Source organism: Citrobacter sp. A316 (assembly GCF_002042945.1).
In the GTDB taxonomy this organism is placed as follows: Bacteria; Pseudomonadota; Gammaproteobacteria; order Enterobacterales; family Enterobacteriaceae; genus Citrobacter; species Citrobacter portucalensis.
This window is the reverse complement of sequence record NZ_MVFZ01000016.1, coordinates 51755-69175: the sequence shown is the minus strand read 5'-3', so window position 1 is coordinate 69175 and position 17421 is coordinate 51755. Positions and strand designations below refer to the sequence as shown.

The window sequence follows — 17421 nt, the reverse complement described above, 5'->3', positions numbered from 1 at the left end:
TTTCTCTCCTGTTAGCGCTTTAGCGCCTGATGGATATCAGCCGCCAGCTTATCAATGTCGCTGTCAGTTAAGGTTGACAGCGTAATACGCAGGCCGTGAGCAGGCGTATTGACGCCAAACACTTCGCCCTCCCGCACCAGCCAGCCGGACTTTGCCAGCGCAAAAGCGATCGCCTGGCTGTTATCTTCCAGCGGTAGCCACATATTCAGACCGTCACCAACGGGCAACTCAATGCCATGTCGCCGCAGAGCAGCCGTCAGCTTTTGCTGTTGGGCTGCGTAAAACTGCTGAGTTTGCGCCAGCGTGTGCTGATAAGTCTCATCGCTCAGGCAGGCGCAGGCCAGATCCTGCAGCAGATGGCTGACCCATTGACTGCCGGAGTTGAGTCGTAAACGCAGTTTTCCGGAAGTGAGCGGATCGCTGGCCACGATGGCGAGGCGTAAATCCGGACCTAACGTTTTTGACATCGAACGGACAATCGCCCAGTGCGTGGTTTCCTTCGCAATTACCGGATACCAGTGGCAAGCAGATAGCAGCGCAAAGTGGTCGTCGACGATCACCAACGTCTGCGGATAGCGGGCCAGGATTTCCTGCAATTGCGCCGCGCGGGATGCGCTCAGACTGCATCCTGTGGGGTTATGCGCGCGCGGTGTCAGAATTACTGCCCGCGCGCCTTTCTGTAGCGCGAGTTCCAGTTGGTCCGGCAGCATGCCTTCGTGGTCGACGTTGGCCGGGTTTGCTGAGAATCCGGCATAGCGCAGCATGTTGATGCTGCTCAAAAAGCATGGATCTTCTACGACAACGCTATCACCAGGCAGTAAATGGGCGCACAGTAGCCGTTCGATAGCATCAATGGCGCCGCTGGTGATATCAATTTCCCCTTTGCCGGGCATAGCATCCTGCATCCACTGCGCTGCCCATGCCTTAAGTCCAGGTGATACAGCGGCATCGCCGTACAAGCGCGGATTCTTATTTATCTTTGCGAAATAACTACTCAGGTCAGGAAGACGCGAGGGCGCTGGATTACCGCCGGAAAGATCGATAAGCGGGGTATCCGGATTACCACCTTCCAGCGCAGCGGGGGCCGTAATTCCCTTAATCACCGTGCCATTGCGTCCCTGGCTCTGTGCCAACCCGGAGGTGACCAGGCGTTTGTAAGCCGCCGCGACAGTATTGCGGTTCACGTTTAATTCCGTTGCCAGTTCCCGCACTGGCGGCAACGTTTCTCCCGCTGCCAGCGTGCCTGTAGTGACATGTTGACGGATACTGTCAAAAATTTCGTTAGCGGTTTTTCCGTCGATCATTATTGACCTATGACAAAATGAATTTTAGCATATGACGATAATAGTGAGGCGTAGGCCCGCTGTCCAGCGAGAGGAGAAATTTATGGAGCAGGAGAGTGATATCCAGTCAGTGCTCTTTGACGGCACGCATCGGGCGTTACAGACCGATATTGTCGCCGTCCAGTCACAGGTGGTGTATGGCAGCGTAGGCAACAGCATCGCTGTCCCGGCCATTAAAGCGCAGGGGTTACGTGTGACGGCAGTGCCCACGGTGCTGTTCAGTAATACCCCGCATTATGAAACCTTTTACGGCGGCGTTATTCCGCCCGACTGGTTTAGCGGCTATCTCCGCGCCTTAAGCGAGCGTGATGCCCTGCGCGAGCTAAAGGCGGTGACTACAGGGTACATGGGCAGCGCGGAGCAAATCGCCTTGCTGGCACAGTGGCTGGAAACCGTTCGGGCCACGCATCCGGAGCTGTGCATTTTGGTCGACCCTGTGATTGGCGATACGGATAGCGGCATGTATGTGAAAGCCGAAATCCCGCAAGCTTATCGTCAGCACCTGCTGCCGCTGGCACAGGGGCTGACTCCAAATGTGTTTGAGCTGCAAATGCTGAGCGGAAAGCCGTGTCGTACGCTTGATGAATCCATTACCGCGGCACAATCACTGCTCACTGACACCCTGAAATGGGTGGTGATTACCAGCGCGCCGGGCGACACCGAAGAGATTATTAACGTTGCGGTGGTGACGGCTGAAACGGTTGAGGTGTTAGCTCATCCACGAGTGAAAACGGATCTGAAGGGGACTGGCGATCTGTTTTGTGCAGAGCTGGTGAGCGGCCTTGTACTGGGGAAAACGCTGACGACCGCGACGTACGACGCCGCGCAGCGGGTGCTGGACGTGATGACGTGGACGCACCTGTGCGGTTGTGATGAATTAATTTTGCCACCGGCAGGGGAGACGCGATGAAGAGTTACCGGCTGGTGATTCGCCAGAATGGACGTATGGTTGGACATTTTGACACCAACGGGGCAGCAGCACTGGAAGATATCTGTGTAGCGCGGGCCATGTTTGGTATTGCGGGTGGCTACGACTGTGAATTGTTAGTGGCGGACTCGGAGCGACGGATGCTGGAAAGCGGGCCGGAAGGGATGAAAATTCTGATGCGCGAGGCGTGTTACCGACCGGTCACCTCACAGATTTAATGCCGGATGGCGGCACATATGCCTTAGCCGGCCTACGTTACGGAGTTCGTTGTAGGCCGGATAAGCGTAGCGCCATCCGGCAGGGTTTTGATATCCATCAGATAAAAAAAATGGCGCCTGATGGCGCCATTTTTCTCTGCAAAAAGAATTACTTCTTGATGCGGATAACCGGAGTCTCACCCACTGTCACGCTACCGGACAGTTTGATCAGCTCTTTGATTTCGTCCATGTTGGAGATAACAACCGGAGTCAGGGTAGACTTGGCTTTTTCTTCCAGCAGCGGCAGATCGAATTCAATAACCGGGTCGCCCACTTTCACGCGCTGACCTTCTTCAGCGATGCGTTTGAAGCCTTCGCCTTTCAGTTCAACGGTATCAATACCGAAGTGAACAAACAGCTCAATGCCGCTGTCGGATTCGATAGAGAAAGCGTGGTTGGTTTCAAAGATTTTGCCGATGGTGCCATCAACAGGGGCAACCATTTTGTTACCGGTTGGTTTGATAGCGATGCCATCACCAACGATTTTTTCAGCAAAAACTACATCCGGCACGTCTTCGATGTTGACGATCTCGCCAGAGAGCGGAGCAACGATCTCAATAGTTCCGGTGTCTTTCTTATCATCAGAAACCAGAGATTTCAGTTTATCGAACAAACCCATGATCTTCTCCTAAGCAGTAAATTGGGCCGCATCTCGTGGATTAGCAGATTGTTTTTTCTTCAATGAACTTGTTAACCAGCGTCATTAACTCGTCCGTTGTCGGTTGAGCAAGAGCCTGCTCTGCTAACACCTTCGCATCTTCGAAGTTCGTGTTACGGATAATCTTCTTAATGCGCGGGATAGAAATGGCGCTCATAGAGAATTCGTCCAGACCCATCCCCAGCAACAGAAGTGTAGCACGTTCGTCGCCTGCAAGCTCACCACACATGCCAGTCCATTTGCCTTCAGCATGAGAAGCATCAATAACTTGCTTGATCAGCGTCAGCACAGATGGCGACATTGGTTGGTAAAGGTGTGAAATCATATCATTACCACGGTCAACTGCCAGGGTGTACTGCGTTAAATCATTGGTGCCGATACTAAAGAAATCAACTTCTTTGGCTAAATGACGCGCAATTGTTGCCGCAGCCGGTGTTTCCACCATCACGCCAATCTCAATGCTCTCGTCAAATGCTTTACCTTCGTCGCGCAGTTCCTGTTTGTAGATTTCGATCTCTTTGCGGAGTGCACGCACTTCTTCAACAGAGATGATCATTGGGAACATGATGCGCAGTTTGCCGAAAGCAGAGGCGCGCAGAATAGCGCGAACCTGGTCACGCAGGATCTCTTTACGATCCATGGCGATACGCACGGCACGCCAGCCCAGGAACGGGTTCTCTTCTTTCGGGAAGTTCATGTACGGCAGCTCTTTATCGCCGCCGATGTCCATGGTACGGACGATGACCGCCTGAGAGCCACAGGCTTCAGCAACGGCTTTATACGCAGCAAACTGTTCTTCTTCAGTTGGCAGCGATTCACGGTCCATGAACAGGAATTCGGTGCGGTACAGACCCACACCTTCAGCGCCGTTACGCTCAGCGCCTTCAACGTCACGAACGGTACCGATATTGGCGCAAACTTCAACCTGATGTCCGTCCAGCGTGATAGCCGGCAGATCTTTCAGCTTAGCGAGTTCTGCTTTCTCGGTAGCAACCTGCTCCTGAACGGCACGCAGTTGCTCGATAACGTCGTTGGTCGGATTGACGTAAACCTGGTTGTTTACGGCATCCAGAATCAGATAGTCGTCGTTTTTCACCTGAGAGGTGACGCTACCCGTACCTACGATGGCAGGCAGTTCCAGAGAACGCGCCATGATAGAGGTATGGGAAGTACGTCCGCCCGCGTCAGTAATGAAACCCAGCACCTTGTTCAGGTTCAGCTGTGCAGTTTCTGACGGGGTCAGGTCTGCGGCTACCAGGATAACTTCGTCCTGAATAGCGCTCAGGTCGATAATTGCCAGACCCAGGATGTTACGCAGCAGGCGTTTACCGATGTCGCGTACGTCAGCCGCACGTTCTTTCAGGTATTCATCATCCAGCTCTTCCAGGGCTGTGGCCTGACCTTCGATAACTTCATGCGCAGCTGCATCAGCCGTCATGTTCTTATCTTTAATCAGGGCTATGATTTCCTGCTCCAGCTCCTCATCTTCGAGCAGCATGATATGCCCTTCAAAGATGGCTTCTTTTTCTTCACCGAACGTTTCACCAGCTTTGGTTTTGATCGCTTCCAGTTGCGCAGATGCCTTGGCACGACCGCTCAGAAAACGTTCAACTTCCTGATCAACCTTGTCGGCAGAAATTTTTTTCCGGTCAATGACGATCTCGTCTTCTTTCAGCAGCAATGCTTTACCGAAAGCGATACCCGGGGATGCTAAAATGCCTGAAATCATAACCCTACCTTACTTGTGACTGATATTTAAAAGAACTCGTTGAACTTACTCGAGTTCAGCCATCAGTTTAACCAGATGCTCAACTGCTTTCTGCTCGTCTTCACCTTCTGCGGACAGGGTGACAACGGTACCCTGAGTCAGGCCCAGAGTCTGCAGTTTAAACAGGCTTTTGGCGCTAGCGCTTTTGCCGTTAGAAGTCACAGTAATATCAGAAGTAAAGCCTTTTGCTTCTTTAACAAACTGAGCAGCAGGGCGAGTATGCAGACCGTTCGGAGCGGTAATGGTAACTTCTTGCTGGAACATTATATTTCCCCAACTTATAGGTTTAGTGTTGTGGAACTAAAGTCTAGCCTGGCGGCTTAACTTTAGCCTGTATTGTTAGCATCGGCGTAAACTGGACGCGACACAAAAGGAGTTCGGTGCAATCCGTTGCTGGCAACTTCTTGCCGCTGACGTTTCGTTCGTCATTAAACATTATGCCGCGAAAGGAAGAGTTGAACCAAATCATAAAATCGATTCAGCTAGCGCTTTTCCTGTAACGATTAATTTCGCGCATCAAAATAATTAGTTTGGTTAAATACCAGTTCCGGCGGGCTGAATCAATGCCAGGCGAGTTGAAACTTTGAAGCAGGCCACAAAAAAGCACCCAAAAGGGTGCTTTTTTACGCGTTTTTAACATGCTGGCACTACTGTTGCAGTTCTTTCTCTGTGAAGAGATCGGCAAACAGTGCAGTGCTCAGATAACGCTCACCCGATGACGGTAGAATAACCACTATATTCTTATTGGTAAAGGTTTCATCTTCCTGGAGCTTAAGCGCGGCAGCAACTGCTGCACCGGAAGAGATCCCAGCCAGAATACCTTCTTCTTCCATCAGACGACGCGCAGTAGAAATAGCTTCATCATTAGTGATGGCAACGACTTTATCGATAAGCTTCAGATCAAGGTTACCAGGAATGAAGCCTGCGCCAATGCCCTGAATTTTATGCGGGCCTGGTTTGAGTTCTTCACCTGCCAGCGCCTGAGCGATAACAGGGGAGTCGGTAGGTTCAACCGCGACGGTGATCAGATCGGTTTTGCCTTTAGTGCCTTTAATGTAACGGGTCACACCAGTCAACGTACCGCCGGTACCGACGCCGGAAATAAAGACATCAACCTGGCCATCGGTATCTTCCCAGATTTCCGGGCCGGTGGTTTTTTCGTGGATTTCCGGGTTTGCCGGGTTGCTGAACTGCTGCAGCAGCAAGAATTTCTCCGGATCGCTGGCCACAATTTCTTCCGCTTTCTGAATCGCGCCCTTCATGCCTTTTGCACCTTCGGTCAGCACCAGGTTAGCGCCCAGCGCTTTTAAGAGTTTGCGGCGCTCAATGCTCATAGTTTCAGGCATGGTCAGAGTCAGTTTGTAACCGCGAGCGGCGGCAACGTAGGCCAGCGCGATCCCTGTGTTGCCGCTGGTTGGTTCGACCAGCTCTACACCCGGTTTCAGTACACCACGTTTTTCGGCATCCCAAATCATGTTGGCACCGATACGGCATTTGACGCTAAAGCTCGGGTTGCGTGATTCCACCTTCGCCAGAATGCGTCCGTTACCGATACGGTTCAGTCGAACCAGCGGCGTATGACCGATAGTCAGCGAGTTGTCTTCAAAAATCTTACTCATGGCCTGTCCTTAACTGTATGAAATTGGGATACCGCTTCAGCATACCTGTTGAGAAAGTATGGGGAAGTAAGGAATTCGTATATCTATATGCCACCAGGAAATAATGCGTTGCAGTATGGAATAAGAGCGGGCATAAGCCAGCCCGCTTTTACACATTTTTGCATTACTTCCATAACGCGTGCTTAGCACGATAGCAGTCTACCCACATCGCCGTGGCACCACAAACCGCGACCGGCATGATGAACAGATTGAGCACCGGAATCATGGTGAACAGGCTGGTCAATGCGCCAAATTGCATATTGGTGACCTTGCGTGTGCGCAGCGCGACGCGCATCTCCTTAAAAGGCACCTTATGGTTATCAAACGGATAATCGCAGTACTGAATGGCCAGCATCCACGCGCTGAACAGGAACCACAGCACTGGGGCGACAGTCTGCCCAATACCCGGAATGAAATAGAGGATCAGCAACACGACGGCGCGCGGGAGATACCACGCCAGTTTTTGCCATTCACGTTTCATAATACGGGGAACATCTTTCATGATACCGAGAACGCCGGTATCAGGCGGTGTCGCACCTGTTAAGCGCGCTTCCAGTTGTTCAGCCAGCAGACCGTTAAACGGCGCGGCAATCCAGTTGGCTATGGTGGAAAACAGGTAGCCGAACACCAGTAGTACGGAGATAGTGACAATCGGCCACAGCAAGTAGCTGAGCCACTGAAGCCAGTCAGGGACGTGGCTCATCAGCGCGGGGATCCAGCTATCGAGTTGTGTGAATAGCCACCAGAATGCGCCGCCCATCAGCAGGATATTCACCAGCAAAGGCAGGATGACAAAGCGACGAATGCCCGGTTGGCTGATGAGCTTCCATCCCTGTGAAAAGTAATAAAGGCCGCTGCGAGGTACGACTGCAGATGATGAAACCATGGTCAGGACATACTCCTTGTTATATAAGCTCTGGTAAACTTTGCGTATCTTACCGGGTTGTTGAGCGTTAAGCTGTTCAGAAATGTTCGAAAAAACAGCAAAAAGCACAATTTTGTTCATCTTTATGCCGTGAAAGCCAAGAGTGCACTTGCACTTGGCGTAATCGACAAATACTCTTAGTGAGTAAATGTTTGCCGTGGTGGCAAGGTGTTAGAACAACAGAGAATATAATGATGCAGGATTTGCGTCTGATATTAATCATTGTTGGCGCGATCGCCATAATCGCTTTACTGGTACATGGTTTTTGGACTAGCCGTAAAGAGCGGTCTTCTATATTCCGCGATCGCCCACTGAAACGCATGAAGTCTAAACGTGAAGACGAGGATTCGTTCGACGACAACGTCGAGGAAGACGAAGGCGTGGGCGAAGTTCGCGTTCATCGTGTGAATCATGCTCCCGGTAACGTGCAGGAACATGGTGTTCCTCCTCAGTCGCCGCAACACCAGTACCAGCCGCCTTATGCGTCTGCTCAGCCGCGTCAACCCGCGCCGCAGCCTGCACAAGCGCCGGTACCGCCGCCGCATGCTCAGCAGCAGCCGCAGCCTGTACAACCGCAGCAGCCGGTGCAACATCAGCCTGTTCAGCAGCAACCTGTGCAGCAGCCGATGCAGCATCAGCCCGTTGCTCCGCAGGTTCAGCAGCCCGTGCAGCAAGCACCGCAACCTGCGCCGCAGACTTTCCAGCCCGCAGAGCCTGCCGTTGAACATCAACCGCAGCCTGAGCCGGTAGTTGAAAAAGCACCTGTTGCTGAAAAACCGCAGCGTAAAGAAGCGGTCATTATTATGAACGTTGCGGCGCATCACGGTAGCGAGCTCAACGGTGAAGTGCTGCTCAACAGCATTCAGCAAGCCGGTTTTAAATTTGGCGATATGAATATTTTCCATCGTCATTTGAGCCCGGATGGCAGCGGTCCGTCGCTGTTCAGCCTTGCCAATATGGTTAACCCAGGAACGTTTGATCCCGAAATGACGGGTGATTTCAGCACCCCTGGCGTGACTATTTTCATGCAGGTTCCGTCCTATGGGGACGAGCTGCAAAACTTTAAGCTGATGCTGCAGTCCGCACAGCACATCGCCGATGAAGTGGGTGGTGTGGTGCTCGACGATCAACGTCGCATGATGACGCCGCAGAAACTGCGCGAGTATCAGGACCGCATCCGCGAAGTTAAAGAATCTCACGCCTGATTCTCCTCTGGCGTGACATCTCCTTGCTAAACCCCCGCCTGTCGGGGGTTTTTTATCATTGATGGTGCGATATGGAATCAATCGAACAACAACTGACAGAACTGCGAACCACGCTTCGCCATCATGAGTATCTCTACCATGTGATGGATGCGCCGGAAATTCCCGATGCGGAATATGATCGCCTGATGCGTGAACTGCGCGAGCTGGAAGCGCAGCATCCGGAACTTATCACCCCCGACTCACCAACCCAGCGTGTTGGCGCCGCCCCGTTAGCAGCGTTCAGCCAGATTCGCCATGAAGTGCCAATGCTGTCGCTGGATAACGTGTTTGATGAAGAGAGTTTTCTCGCCTTCAACAAGCGCGTGCAGGACAGACTGAAGAGTACGGACAAACTAACCTGGTGCTGCGAACTGAAGCTGGACGGACTGGCGGTCAGTATCCTGTATGAAAACGGTGTGCTGGTCAGTGCTGCAACGCGTGGTGATGGTACTACGGGTGAGGATATTACCTCGAACGTGCGCACCATTCGTGCGATCCCGTTAAAACTGCGTGGCAATAACATTCCGACGCGTCTGGAAGTGCGCGGTGAAGTGTTCCTGCCGCAGGCCGGATTTGAAAAAATTAACGAAGAGGCCCGCCGCACTGGCAACAAAGTGTTTGCTAACCCGCGTAACGCGGCGGCCGGGTCATTGCGCCAGCTCGATCCGCGTATCACAGCGAAGCGACCGCTTACTTTCTTCTGCTATGGCGTTGGTGTGCTGGAAGGTGGTGTGTTGCCTGATACCCACCTGGGCCGTCTGCTGCAATTTAAAGAGTGGGGATTGCCGGTGAGCGACAGAGTTACGCTTTGCGACTCTCCGGAGGAAGTACTTGCTTACTATCACAAGGTTGAAGAAGACCGACCGACGCTGGGATTCGATATCGACGGTGTGGTGATCAAAGTCAATTCCATGGCGTTGCAGGAGCAACTGGGTTTTGTCGCTCGCGCGCCGCGCTGGGCTGTGGCCTTCAAGTTCCCGGCGCAGGAGCAAATGACCTTCGTACGCGATGTTGAGTTTCAGGTTGGACGCACCGGGGCGATTACACCCGTGGCTCGCCTTGAGCCAGTTCAGGTTGCCGGGGTGTTGGTCAGTAACGCCACCTTGCACAATGCGGATGAAATTGAGCGTCTTGGTTTGCGTATTGGCGATAAAGTCGTCATTCGCCGTGCGGGCGATGTCATCCCGCAGGTAGTGAACGTCGTGCTTTCCGAACGCCCGGACGATACGCGTGAAATTGAGTTTCCCACCCACTGTCCGGTATGTAACTCTGACGTTGAGCGTGTGGAAGGTGAAGCGGTCACTCGCTGTACCGGTGGTTTAATCTGCGGAGCGCAGCGTAAGGAATCGCTGAAACACTTCGTTTCCCGCCGCGCGCTGGACGTTGACGGCATGGGCGACAAAATTATCGATCAACTGGTCGAGAAAGAGTATGTCCACACACCAGCGGATCTCTTCACGCTGACCGCAGGTAAGCTGACCGGTCTTGATCGCATGGGACCGAAATCGGCGCAAAACGTGGTGAATGCGCTGGAAAAAGCAAAAGAAACGACGTTTGCCCGTTTCCTCTACGCGCTGGGTATTCGCGAAGTCGGCGAAGCTACGGCGGCTGGTCTTGCGGCGTATTTTGGCACCCTTGAGGCGCTGGAAGCGGCTTCCATTGAAGAGCTGCAAAAAGTGCCGGATGTCGGCATCGTGGTAGCGACCCACGTGTTTAATTTCTTTGCCGAAGAGAGTAACCGCGAGGTGATCGTCCAGCTTTTGGAGCAGGGGATTCACTGGCCAGCGCCGGTGGTTATCAACGCTGAAGAAATCGACAGCCCCTTCGCGGGTAAAACGGTAGTGCTGACCGGGAGTCTGAGCCAGATGTCGCGTGATGACGCCAAAGCGCGACTGACCGAGTTGGGTGCAAAAGTGGCCGGTAGCGTATCGAAGAAAACCGACCTGGTGATTGCCGGTGAAGCGGCGGGGTCGAAACTGGCAAAAGCGCAGGAACTGGGTATTGCCGTGATCGATGAAGCTGAAATGATCCGCTTACTGGGTGCCTGAGATGGAAAAAGAGCAGCTGGTTGAAATCGCCAATACCGTGATGCCCTTTGGCAAATATAAAGGGCGTCGGCTGATTGATGTACCGGAAGAGTATCTGCTGTGGTTTGACCGTAAGGATGAATTCCCGCCGGGCAAGCTCGGCGAGCTGATGCAAATCACGCTGCTGATTAAAACAGAGGGGCTGACCCAACTGGTGCAGCCCCTGAAACGCCCACTCTAAGCTTTTGCGGCGCGGCTTTTCTGCTGCGCCTGCAATGCGTCCGTTTGTTGCTTGTAGCGACGTGCCAGCACGGCACACACCATCAGCTGAATTTGATGGAAGATCATCAACGGCAGCACCATCATTCCTATCACTGAGGTCGGGAACAGAATATTTGCCATTGGGATCCCATTCGCCAGGCTCTTTTTCGATCCGCAAAAGACAATGGTGATCTCATCGGCTTTGTTGAAGCCGCATTTACGCGCAACAAAGACGTTGATACCAATCACGATTGCCAGCAATACGATGCTGACCACCACGATAAACAGCAGCGAGCCAATCCCCACTTTGTGCCAGATCCCGTTAACCACGGCTTCACTGAAGGCGGAGTACACCACCAGCAAGATGGAGGATTGGTCCGTTTTGGCGATCCATTTTTTATGTCGGGACACCCAGTTACCAATCCACGGACGTGAAAGGTGTCCCAGTACGAACGGCAGCAGCAGTTGCAGCATGATTTTCCCCACCTGCTCCAGACTGCCTTCTGCGCCGTGCATATTCATTACCAGGCCAACCAGCAACGGCGAGAGAAAAATACCCAGCAGGCTGGAGGCCGAAGCGGAACACACGGCGGCAGCAACGTTACCCCCCGCCAGCGACGTAAAAGCGATTGCCGACTGCACCGTGGCCGGCAAAATACACAGGTACAGGAAACCGGTGTACAGCATCGGGTCAACATTAATCGGCGCCCACCAGGCGAACAGAACGCCCAGCACCGGGAAAACAACAAACGTGCTGCACATCACCCACAGATGCAAACGCCAGTGACTACCGCCGGCAATAATGGCTTCACGCGAAAGCTTCGCCCCGTGCATAAAAAACAACAGGGCAATGGCAGCGGTGGTTAAGCCTTCAAAGAAAGGCACAAAGCCACCCTCGGCCGGGAAAAAGGACGCCAGTAATACGACAGTAATCAACGTTATCGTGAACGGATCAAGGATACGAAAAAGTTTCATAAAAGCTCCTGAAATTCGGTAGGAACATTTTGCGTTTTTCCGTTTGAGAAATAAAATTGATTTATTGCATCCATATATGAATCGAATAGATGAATTACTCTCTGCGTCAGCTCCGTATCTTTGTTACCGTCGCTCAGGCCAAAAGCTTTAGCCGGGCGGGGGATATCATTGGCTTAAGCCAGTCTGCGGTCAGCCACAGCGTTAAAGAGCTGGAAGCGCAGACGGGTGTGCGGTTGTTAGATAGAACAACGCGGGAAGTGGTGCTGACGGAAGCAGGGCACCAGTTGGCGGCGCGGCTGGAACGTATTCTGGATGAACTGCACAGCACGCTGCGCGAAGCAGGCCAGGTGGGAACGCAGTTAACCGGAACGGTGCGCGTTGCCGCCAGCCAGACGATCTCTGCTCACCTTATTCCCCAGTGTATTGCCCAGAGTAATCAGCTTTATCCAGCGATCGATTTTGTGCTGCACGATCGTCCACAACAGTGGGTGCTGGAGAGTATTCGTCAGGGCGAGGTGGATTTTGGCATTGTGATAGATCCCGGCGCAGTGACCGATCTACAGTGTGAAGCGGTGTTATCCGAACCGTTCCTGTTGCTGTGTCGAGAGGATCATCCGCTAGCCCAACGCGAATGGGTAAACTGGCAGGATCTCTATCATGAACGTCTGGTTCTACAGGATTACGCTTCTGGCAGCCGACCGCTGATCGATGCGGCACTGGCCCACTTTTCCATTGAGGCCAATATTGTTCAGGAGATTGGTCACCCTGCCACACTGTTCCCGATGGTTGAGGCGGGGATTGGTATCAGCGTGCTGCCCGCGCTGGCGCTCCCTTTACCGCAGGGCAGCCATTTGCAGGTTAAACGCCTGACGCCGGTTGTGGAACGACAACTGATGCTGGCACGACGTAAAAATCGTTCTTTATCGACTGCGGCCCAGGCGCTGTGGGACGTGGTGCGGATGCAGGCCAGTGAATTAACCGCCGGTCGGGCACGCGATCCGTTGTATCAGATATAAATATCGACCCGATGTGGGTCGGTAGCATTGTTGACGCCCTCAGCTTTTCTTTGATCGGCGCTCTGCTTTTGCTGTGATTCCTCGGCCTGCTGGCGCAACAATTGAGCAAGTTGTGCTTGTAACATCTTGATTTGAGTCTGAATAAGTTCCTGCTGCTCGCGCTTCTGCTCAACACTGCCACTGCTATTGGGGATATCTTTGAGCTGCTGGGTTAGCTTGGTTATCTTTTGGGTGATTTGTGCAATCTGTGCGGAGATGTCATTCCCGGCTGATGCTTTTCCGCCGCCGCTACTGCTTTGAACAGTTGGGGTGGAAACGTTAATAGTTGTCATACGGACTCCTCGCGCCATAAAACATGAGTATCGGCATCAGCGAACAGAACTTCAGTGACAATACGGCCGAGTGGAGATTAATCATAAAAATCCCAAACCTTAATGTATCTGTTTTCCTGTGCCATTTCTGGCTCGAAAATAATGTGATTTCAGGCTGATTTAGTGCAACTCATCGATACCGATTTACTATCGGTTGTCAGGATAAACGGTATTGGTAATCGATTGCGCAGTCTCGCTATAACAGTGCGGTACGCTACGTTACTTTCGATTACTCAGTATTAAGGATATCTCATGAGCCACTCTCTTTTCTCGCAAAATCCCTGGTATAGCGCCGATATCATTCGTGGTTACAAGCCGGATTTTACGCCGCGCGTAGCCTTTATCCTCGGCTCCGGCCTGGGGGCGTTGGCGGATCAAATTGAGGATGCGGTGGCCATCTCTTACGAGAAACTGCCGGGGTTCCCGGTGAGCACCGTACACGGTCATGCCGGTGAACTGGTGCTGGGATATCTGGCGGGAATTCCGGTAGCCTGTATGAAAGGGCGTGGACATTTCTATGAAGGTCGCGGCATGACGGTGATGACGGATGCCATTCGTACGCTGAAGCTGCTGGGCTGTGAGCTGCTGTTTTGCACTAATGCCGCAGGTTCTTTGCGCCCCGAAGTCGGTCCGGGTAGCCTCGTTGCGCTTAGCGATCATATCAATACGATGCCGGGTACGCCGATGGTTGGGCTTAACGATGAGCGTTTTGGCGAGCGATTCTTTTCGCTGGCGAATGCCTATGATGCTGACTACCGCGCGGTCCTGCAAACTGTTGCCGCAGAAGAAGGGTTCCCGTTGAGTGAAGGGGTTTTTGTCTCTTATCCGGGGCCGAATTTTGAAACCGCGGCAGAAATCCGCATGATGCAAATCATCGGTGGCGACGTGGTGGGCATGTCGGTGGTGCCTGAAGTTATCTCAGCGCGTCACTGCGGTCTGAAAGTGGTTGCGGTGGCGGCTATCACCAACCTGGCGGAAGGTCTGGGTGATGTGAAATTATCTCACGCGCAGACGCTGGCAGCGGCGGAACTCTCCCGGCAGAATTTCATCAACCTGATCTGCGGCTTCTTGCGCAAACTGGCCTGAATAATTAAAAAATGACCCCGCTTGCGGGGTCTTACTTTTTGGCAAGGAACGGAAAAATGGGTATCGCATCTCGCTTAAAGCTCATGTCGTTTTTGCAATATTTTATCTGGGGAAGCTGGCTGGTGACCCTGGGTTCTTACATGATTAACACCCTGGATTTTACCGGCGCGAACGTCGGTATGATTTACAGTTCGAAAGGGCTGGCGGCGATTATCATGCCGGGCATTATGGGCATTATTGCCGATAAATGGCTACGCGCCGAGCGCGCCTATATGCTTTGTCATCTGGTGTGTGCGGGCGTGTTGTTATATGCCACAATCGTTACCGACCCACAGACCATGTTTTGGGTGATGCTGGTTAACGCAATGGCGTATATGCCGACGATTGCGTTATCGAACAGCGTCTCATACTCGTGCCTGGCGCAATCGGGTCAGGATCCGGTCACCGCGTTCCCGCCAATCCGCGTGTTTGGCACCATAGGGTTTATTGTGGCGATGTGGACAGTCAGCCTGATGGGGCTGGAACTGAGCAGCGCGCAGTTGTATATCGCATCAGGTGCATCGCTGCTGCTGGCTCTGTATGCGCTTACGTTGCCGAAAATCCCGGTTGCTGAGAAGAAAGCAAGTACCACGCTTGCCAGCAAGCTCGGTCTGGACGCCTTTGTCCTGTTTAAAAAACCGCAGATGGCAATCTTCTTTTTATTTGCGATGATGCTGGGGGCGGTGCTGCAAATCACTAATGTTTTTGGCAATCCGTTCCTGCATGATTTTGCCCGTAACCCGGAATTTGCCGACAGCTTTGTGGTGAAGTACCCCTCCATATTGCTTTCCGTTTCACAGATGGCGGAGGTGGGTTTTATTCTCACTATTCCGTACTTCCTTAAACGCTTTGGCATTAAAACGGTGATGCTGATGAGCATGCTGGCATGGACGCTGCGTTTTGGCTTCTTTGCCTTTGGCGACCCGTCGCCGTTTGGTTTTGTGCTGCTGCTGATGTCGATGATTGTCTACGGCTGTGCGTTTGATTTCTTCAATATCTCGGGATCGGTATTTGTCGAGCAGGAGGTTAGCTCTAACATTCGCGCCAGTGCGCAGGGGCTGTTTATGACGATGGTAAACGGCGTTGGCGCATGGGTGGGTTCAATCCTGAGCGGTATGGCGGTGGACTATTTTTCTGTCGATGGCGTCAAGGATTGGCAGACCATCTGGCTGGTGTTTGCCGCATATGCGCTGGCTCTGGCGGTTATCTTTGCATTGTTCTTTAAGTACAAGCATGAGCCTGAACGACTGGCGCAGAAATCACTGGCACATTAACGCTCCATTGGCGGCGGGTTCTGATACCCGCCGTTTCATTTTCTGCGAGGCAATGTGGTAACTTTGCGCATTATCCTTATTTCAGGAGCGCATTATCCATGGAACGCACGCACCGCATCGATCTGAAGTTACTGCGTTATTTTCTTGCTGTCGCAGAAGAACTGCATTTTGGACGTGCCGCTGCTCGCCTGAATATGTCGCAACCGCCGCTCAGTACCCATATTAAAGAGCTGGAGCAACAGCTCGGCACTTTGCTATTTATCCGTCATTCCCGCAGCGTGGCGTTAACTCACGCTGGGAAGATATTGATGGAAGAGTCGCGCCGACTGTTATCCAGTGCCAATCAGGCGCTGACGAGAGTGGAGCAGATTGGTCGTGGTGAGGCAGGGCGAATTGAGCTTGGCGTTATCGGTACTGCGATGTGGGGAAAAATGCGCCCGGTGATGCGGCGTTTTCTGAAGGATAATCCCAATGTTGAGGTGCTGTTTCGCGAGAACATGCCTGCTATGCAGATGACGATGCTGGAGCGGCGTGAACTGGATGCGGGAATTTGGCGGATGGCTACGGAGCTTTCTCCCGGGTTTACCAGTCTACGCTTGCATGAGTCCTCTTTTCTGGTTGCCATGCCGGAAGAGCATCCTCTTACTGCCAGTGAATCCGTACCGCTGGAGGCGCTGAGAAATGAATATTTTGTCACGATGCCTTCCATTCATACCGACTGGGCATTTTTGCAGCGCGTTTGCCTGAGTGCTGGATTTTCCCCGATGATTATTCGTGAGGTGAGGGAGCCGCAAACGGTGCTGGCGATGATCAGCATGGGGATTGGTATTACGTTAATTGCTGACAGTTATGCGCAGATGAGTTGGCCTGGCGTAGTATTCCGACCGTTAGAGGAACGTATTCCGGCGGATTTATATATTGTGTATGACCAACAGCAGGCGACACCCGCGCTGGAGAAACTGGTAGCGGCATTGACGATGTGATGTCTGTGCCGGATGGCGACTAACGTCTTATCCGGCCTGCGTGTGTCAGGGGCGTCTGTAGGCCTGATAAGCGCAGCGCATCAGGCAAGCAGGTTCGAATCTTATAAATCGCAGATAGCAAAAAGGCGCCTTTAGGGCGCCTTTTTACATTGGTGGGGCGTGCAGGATGACTCGCTTTGCTCGCCCTTTGGGCCGTCGCCGTGAACGGCTCCGTTGTCTCACTACGTTCGACCCGAACCTGCAGCAGGTTCGAATCTTATAAATCACAGATAGCAAAAAGGCGCCTTTAGGGCGCCTTTTTACATTGGTGGGGCGTGCAGGATTCGAACCTGCGACCAATTGATTAAAAGTCAACTGCTCTACCAACTGAGCTAACGCCCCGAAGTGGTGGGTGATGACGGGATCGAACCGCCGACCCCCTCCTTGTAAGGGAGGTGCTCTCCCAGCTGAGCTAATCACCCACTTCGGTACTTCAATTTTATTGTAAGAAATCCAGCTGGCGAGAAAGTGGTGGGTGATGACGGGATCGAACCGCCGACCCCCTCCTTGTAAGGGAGGTGCTCTCCCAGCTGAGCTAATCACCCACTTCTCAATTTCTTACTCTACAC

At 52.7% G+C, this 17421-nt stretch carries 17 protein-coding genes, 3 tRNA genes and 1 other RNA gene; 9 read left to right on the top strand and 12 right to left on the bottom strand.

What is annotated here, in order from left to right; translation table 11 throughout:
• Positions 1 to 11 precede the first annotated feature (11 nt).
• Positions 12 to 1304, bottom strand: a complete 1293-nt coding sequence (gene ptsJ / locus BZK41_RS18805; protein ID WP_079939142.1) for a transcriptional regulator PtsJ — start codon at positions 1302 to 1304, stop codon at positions 12 to 14.
• An 82-nt stretch (positions 1305 to 1386) separates the two neighbouring features.
• On the opposite strand from ptsJ, the gene pdxK reads away from it, so the two are divergent.
• Together pdxK and BZK41_RS18795 are read left to right on the top strand one after the other, a co-directional pair.
• Positions 1387 to 2253 carry a pyridoxine/pyridoxal/pyridoxamine kinase gene (gene pdxK, locus BZK41_RS18800; RefSeq protein WP_079939141.1) on the top strand — a complete coding sequence of 289 codons (867 nt, stop codon included), beginning with the start codon at positions 1387 to 1389 and terminating at the stop codon, positions 2251 to 2253.
• Positions 2250 to 2489 carry a cytoplasmic protein gene (locus BZK41_RS18795; protein WP_079939140.1) on the top strand — a complete coding sequence of 80 codons (240 nt, stop codon included), beginning with the start codon at positions 2250 to 2252 and terminating at the stop codon, positions 2487 to 2489. The genes pdxK and BZK41_RS18795 overlap by 4 nt, the downstream gene beginning before the upstream one ends.
• A gap of 148 nt (positions 2490 to 2637) precedes the next feature.
• Here the strand turns inward: BZK41_RS18795 and crr are convergent, their stop codons facing one another.
• From crr to cysZ, 5 genes are all read right to left on the bottom strand, one after another.
• On the bottom strand, positions 2638 to 3147 hold the full coding sequence (crr, locus tag BZK41_RS18790) for a PTS glucose transporter subunit IIA (RefSeq protein WP_000522253.1): 510 nt from the start codon (positions 3145 to 3147) through the stop codon (positions 2638 to 2640).
• A gap of 40 nt (positions 3148 to 3187) precedes the next feature.
• On the bottom strand, positions 3188 to 4915 hold the full coding sequence (gene ptsI / locus BZK41_RS18785) for a phosphoenolpyruvate-protein phosphotransferase PtsI (RefSeq protein WP_079939139.1): 1728 nt from the start codon (positions 4913 to 4915) through the stop codon (positions 3188 to 3190).
• A gap of 45 nt (positions 4916 to 4960) precedes the next feature.
• Positions 4961 to 5218, bottom strand: a complete 258-nt coding sequence (ptsH, locus tag BZK41_RS18780; protein WP_003038086.1) for a phosphocarrier protein Hpr — start codon at positions 5216 to 5218, stop codon at positions 4961 to 4963.
• Between the two features lie 383 nt (positions 5219 to 5601).
• Positions 5602 to 6573 (bottom strand): cysteine synthase A, encoded by a 972-nt coding sequence (gene cysK, locus BZK41_RS18775; RefSeq protein ID WP_003038091.1) that lies wholly within the window; start codon positions 6571 to 6573, stop codon positions 5602 to 5604.
• Positions 6574 to 6736: 163 nt separating this feature from the next.
• Positions 6737 to 7498, bottom strand: a complete 762-nt coding sequence (gene cysZ / locus BZK41_RS18770; RefSeq protein WP_123267674.1) for a sulfate transporter CysZ — start codon at positions 7496 to 7498, stop codon at positions 6737 to 6739.
• Between the two features lie 230 nt (positions 7499 to 7728).
• On the opposite strand from cysZ, the gene zipA reads away from it, so the two are divergent.
• From zipA to BZK41_RS18755, 3 genes are all read left to right on the top strand, one after another.
• On the top strand, positions 7729 to 8742 hold the full coding sequence (gene zipA, locus BZK41_RS18765; protein WP_079939137.1) for a cell division protein ZipA: 1014 nt from the start codon (positions 7729 to 7731) through the stop codon (positions 8740 to 8742).
• A gap of 71 nt (positions 8743 to 8813) precedes the next feature.
• Positions 8814 to 10829: an NAD-dependent DNA ligase LigA gene (gene ligA / locus BZK41_RS18760; protein WP_079939136.1), complete on the top strand. Its 2016-nt coding sequence runs from the start codon at positions 8814 to 8816 to the stop codon at positions 10827 to 10829.
• A gap of 1 nt (position 10830) precedes the next feature.
• Positions 10831 to 11049 (top strand): DUF3820 family protein, encoded by a 219-nt coding sequence (locus tag BZK41_RS18755; protein ID WP_079939135.1) that lies wholly within the window; start codon positions 10831 to 10833, stop codon positions 11047 to 11049.
• On the opposite strand, the gene BZK41_RS18750 is transcribed toward BZK41_RS18755, so the two are convergent.
• Positions 11046 to 12044, bottom strand: coding sequence for a bile acid:sodium symporter family protein (locus BZK41_RS18750; protein WP_079939134.1), 999 nt, complete (start codon positions 12042 to 12044; stop codon positions 11046 to 11048). The two genes, BZK41_RS18755 and BZK41_RS18750, sit on opposite strands and share 4 nt — an antisense overlap.
• 89 nt (positions 12045 to 12133) lie before the next feature.
• Between BZK41_RS18750 and BZK41_RS18745 the strand changes: the two genes are divergently transcribed.
• Positions 12134 to 13060, top strand: coding sequence for a LysR family transcriptional regulator (locus BZK41_RS18745; RefSeq protein ID WP_079939133.1), 927 nt, complete (start codon positions 12134 to 12136; stop codon positions 13058 to 13060).
• Here BZK41_RS18745 and BZK41_RS18740 read toward each other — a convergent pair.
• Positions 13051 to 13392 (bottom strand): FlxA-like family protein, encoded by a 342-nt coding sequence (locus tag BZK41_RS18740; protein WP_079939132.1) that lies wholly within the window; start codon positions 13390 to 13392, stop codon positions 13051 to 13053. The genes BZK41_RS18745 and BZK41_RS18740 overlap by 10 nt on opposite strands.
• Positions 13393 to 13683: 291 nt before the next feature.
• Here BZK41_RS18740 and xapA point away from each other — a divergent pair, with 291 nt between their 5' ends.
• From xapA to BZK41_RS18725, 3 genes are all read left to right on the top strand, one after another.
• Positions 13684 to 14517 carry a xanthosine phosphorylase gene (gene xapA, locus BZK41_RS18735; protein ID WP_079939131.1) on the top strand — a complete coding sequence of 278 codons (834 nt, stop codon included), beginning with the start codon at positions 13684 to 13686 and terminating at the stop codon, positions 14515 to 14517.
• Positions 14518 to 14573: 56 nt separating this feature from the next.
• Entirely contained in the window at positions 14574 to 15830 is a 1257-nt protein-coding gene (locus BZK41_RS18730; protein WP_079939130.1) for a nucleoside permease, read from the top strand.
• Positions 15831 to 15928: 98 nt separating this feature from the next.
• A complete protein-coding gene (locus BZK41_RS18725; protein ID WP_079939129.1) occupies positions 15929 to 16813 on the top strand; it encodes a LysR family transcriptional regulator in 885 nt (294 codons plus the stop codon).
• Between the two features lie 150 nt (positions 16814 to 16963).
• On the opposite strand, the gene BZK41_RS18720 is transcribed toward BZK41_RS18725, so the two are convergent.
• The 4 genes from BZK41_RS18720 to BZK41_RS18705 all read right to left on the bottom strand — a co-directional run bounded on the left by BZK41_RS18720 (position 16964) and on the right by BZK41_RS18705 (position 17397).
• Positions 16964 to 17089, bottom strand: a non-coding RNA gene (locus tag BZK41_RS18720) — RtT sRNA.
• A 29-nt stretch (positions 17090 to 17118) separates the two neighbouring features.
• A tRNA-Lys gene (locus BZK41_RS18715) sits at positions 17119 to 17194 on the bottom strand.
• Positions 17195 to 17198: 4 nt separating this feature from the next.
• Positions 17199 to 17274 (bottom strand) — tRNA-Val (locus BZK41_RS18710).
• Between the two features lie 47 nt (positions 17275 to 17321).
• Positions 17322 to 17397, bottom strand: a tRNA-Val gene (locus tag BZK41_RS18705).
• Positions 17398 to 17421: the final 24 nt, after the last annotated feature.

Coding starts and splice junctions, on each gene's coding strand:
- ptsJ (WP_079939142.1), bottom strand. CDS start 1,304: ATGATCGACGGAAAAACCGCTAACGAAATTTTTGACAGTATCCGTCAA.
- pdxK (WP_079939141.1), top strand. CDS start 1,387: ATGGAGCAGGAGAGTGATATCCAGTCAGTGCTCTTTGACGGCACGCAT.
- BZK41_RS18795 (WP_079939140.1), top strand. CDS start 2,250: ATGAAGAGTTACCGGCTGGTGATTCGCCAGAATGGACGTATGGTTGGA.
- crr (WP_000522253.1), bottom strand. CDS start 3,147: ATGGGTTTGTTCGATAAACTGAAATCTCTGGTTTCTGATGATAAGAAA.
- ptsI (WP_079939139.1), bottom strand. CDS start 4,915: ATGATTTCAGGCATTTTAGCATCCCCGGGTATCGCTTTCGGTAAAGCA.
- ptsH (WP_003038086.1), bottom strand. CDS start 5,218: ATGTTCCAGCAAGAAGTTACCATTACCGCTCCGAACGGTCTGCATACT.
- cysK (WP_003038091.1), bottom strand. CDS start 6,573: ATGAGTAAGATTTTTGAAGACAACTCGCTGACTATCGGTCATACGCCG.
- cysZ (WP_123267674.1), bottom strand. CDS start 7,498: ATGGTTTCATCATCTGCAGTCGTACCTCGCAGCGGCCTTTATTACTTT.
- zipA (WP_079939137.1), top strand. CDS start 7,729: ATGATGCAGGATTTGCGTCTGATATTAATCATTGTTGGCGCGATCGCC.
- ligA (WP_079939136.1), top strand. CDS start 8,814: ATGGAATCAATCGAACAACAACTGACAGAACTGCGAACCACGCTTCGC.
- BZK41_RS18755 (WP_079939135.1), top strand. CDS start 10,831: ATGGAAAAAGAGCAGCTGGTTGAAATCGCCAATACCGTGATGCCCTTT.
- BZK41_RS18750 (WP_079939134.1), bottom strand. CDS start 12,044: ATGAAACTTTTTCGTATCCTTGATCCGTTCACGATAACGTTGATTACT.
- BZK41_RS18745 (WP_079939133.1), top strand. CDS start 12,134: ATGAATTACTCTCTGCGTCAGCTCCGTATCTTTGTTACCGTCGCTCAG.
- BZK41_RS18740 (WP_079939132.1), bottom strand. CDS start 13,392: ATGACAACTATTAACGTTTCCACCCCAACTGTTCAAAGCAGTAGCGGC.
- xapA (WP_079939131.1), top strand. CDS start 13,684: ATGAGCCACTCTCTTTTCTCGCAAAATCCCTGGTATAGCGCCGATATC.
- BZK41_RS18730 (WP_079939130.1), top strand. CDS start 14,574: ATGGGTATCGCATCTCGCTTAAAGCTCATGTCGTTTTTGCAATATTTT.
- BZK41_RS18725 (WP_079939129.1), top strand. CDS start 15,929: ATGGAACGCACGCACCGCATCGATCTGAAGTTACTGCGTTATTTTCTT.